The sequence below is a fragment of the Micromonospora sp. NPDC049101 genome (assembly GCF_040648675.1).
Taxonomy (GTDB): Bacteria; Actinomycetota; Actinomycetes; order Mycobacteriales; family Micromonosporaceae; genus Micromonospora.
Map to the genome: position 1 here is coordinate 1 of NZ_JBEZED010000066.1, position 2,110 is coordinate 2,110.

Consider the following 2,110-nt stretch of genomic DNA (forward strand, 5'->3'; position numbering starts at 1 on the left):
ACGCGGGGGTTGTCGCAGCGGGATTTGGCGCGGTTGTCGCGGTCGGGTCTGGCGGTGTTGGAGACTGCGGACGCCCTGGCCATGCTCGACGCCGCCGTGGCCGGTCCGGGCGGTGTCTTCGTCGGTGCCCGTGTCGACCCCGCCGCGCTACGGGATCGGGAGGTCCCGCCGATCCTGCGCGACCTGGTTCGTACGCCGGTGCGCCGCGCCGTCAGCACGGCCACCTCCACCGGCGCGACCGACGTCGGTCAGTTCGCCGGGTTGTCGGCCGACGAGTTGGCGGAGACGGTGCTGCGGCTCGTCCGCGAGCAGGTGGCCGACGTGCTCGGCCACGAGGACGGGCACGCCGTCGACGTCACGAAGGCGTTCCAGGATCTCGGCTTCGACTCGCTCACGGCCGTCGAGCTGCGCAACAGGCTCAACGGCGCGCTGGGGCTGCGACTCCCGGCGACGCTGATCTTCGACTACCCGACGCCGGTGGCGCTCGCCGACTTCCTGCTGACGGAACTCTCCGGCCAGGACCGGCCGGAGGCGGGGCCGGCGCTGCCCGCCACCCGCACCGACGAGCCCATCGCGATCGTGGGCATGAGCTGCCGCTACCCGGGTGGGATCAGCTCCCCGGAGGAGTTGTGGCAGCTGCTGGCCGAGGGCCGCGAGGGCATCACCCCCTTCCCGGAGGACCGGGGCTGGGACCTGGCCAACCTCTTCGACGACGACCCCGGAAGCCACGGCCACAGCTACGCGCGGTCGGGCGGGTTCCTGCACGAAGCCGGCTGGTTCGACGCTGACTTCTTCGGCATCTCCCCCCGGGAGGCGCTGGCGATCGACCCGCAGCAGCGACTGCTGCTGGAGACCTCGTGGGAGGCGGTCGAGCGGGCCGGCCTCGACCCGGCGGCGCTGCGCGGCAGCCAGACCGGCGTCTTCGTCGGCGTGATGTACGGCGACTACGGCTCCCGCGTTCGGCAGGTGCCTCGCGACGTGGAGGGTTACCTCGGCAACGGCAGCGCGGCGAGTGTCGCCTCCGGCCGGGTGTCCTACACGTTCGGGTTCGAGGGCCCAGCTGTCACCGTCGACACCGCCTGCTCGTCCTCGCTGGTGGCGATCCACCTCGCGGCGCAGGCGCTGCGCCGCGGCGAGTGCTCGCTGGCGCTGGCCGGCGGGGTGACCGTGATGCCGACGCCACAGGTCTTCGTCGAGTTCAGCCGCCAGCGCGGGCTGGCCGCCGACGGTCGCTGCAAGTCCTTCGCCGCCGCCGCTGACGGCACCAGTTGGGGCGAGGGCGTCGGCATCCTGATGTTGGAGCGGTTGTCGGACGCGCGGCGTAACGGGCATCAGGTTCTGGCGGTGGTGCGGGGTTCGGCGGTGAATCAGGATGGTGCGTCGAATGGGTTGACGGCGCCGAATGGTCCGGCGCAGCAGCGGGTGATTCGGGCCGCGTTGGCGGACGCGGGTTTGTCGGCGGCGGATGTGGATGCGGTGGAGGCGCATGGGACGGGGACCCGGTTGGGTGATCCGATCGAGGCGCAGGCGCTGCTGGCGACGTACGGGCAGGACCGGGAGCGGCCGTTGTTGTTGGGGTCGTTGAAGTCGAACATCGGGCACACGCAGGCGGCTGCCGGCGTGGGTGGTGTGATCAAGATGGTGCAGGCGATGCGTCACGGTGTGCTGCCGCGCACCCTGCACGTGGACGAGCCCACGCCACAGGTGGACTGGTCGGCGGGAGCCGTCGAACTGCTCACCGAAGAGGTGCCGTGGCCCGAGGCGGGCCGGCCCCGCCGCGCCGGCGTGTCCTCGTTCGGGGTCAGCGGCACCAACACGCACGTCGTCCTGGAGCAGGCGCCGGAGCCGGAGCCGGTCGCCGCCGCCGAGTGGCCCGACACCGTCCCGGTGGTGCTCTCCGCCCGAAACCCCGCCGCGCTGGCCGACCAGGCCGCCCGCCTGCGGTCCTTCGTGGAGTCGCGTCCCGACCTGTCCCTCACCGACCTCGCCGGTGCAGCCGCCCGCTACCGGGCGACCCTGGAGCATCGTGCGGTGGTGTTGGCGGGTGGTCGTGGGGGTTTGTTGCGGGGTTTGGGTGTGGTGGCGTCGGGTGGTTCGGGGTCGGGTGTGG

The 2,110-nt window shown here is 72.5% G+C and carries 1 pseudogene; it reads left to right on the plus strand.

Going from position 1 to position 2,110, the window contains the following annotated elements:
* Window positions 1-9: 9 nt before the first annotated feature.
* Window positions 10-2,110: pseudogene (locus AB0B57_RS36780) on the plus strand (beta-ketoacyl synthase N-terminal-like domain-containing protein); the annotation flags it as partial.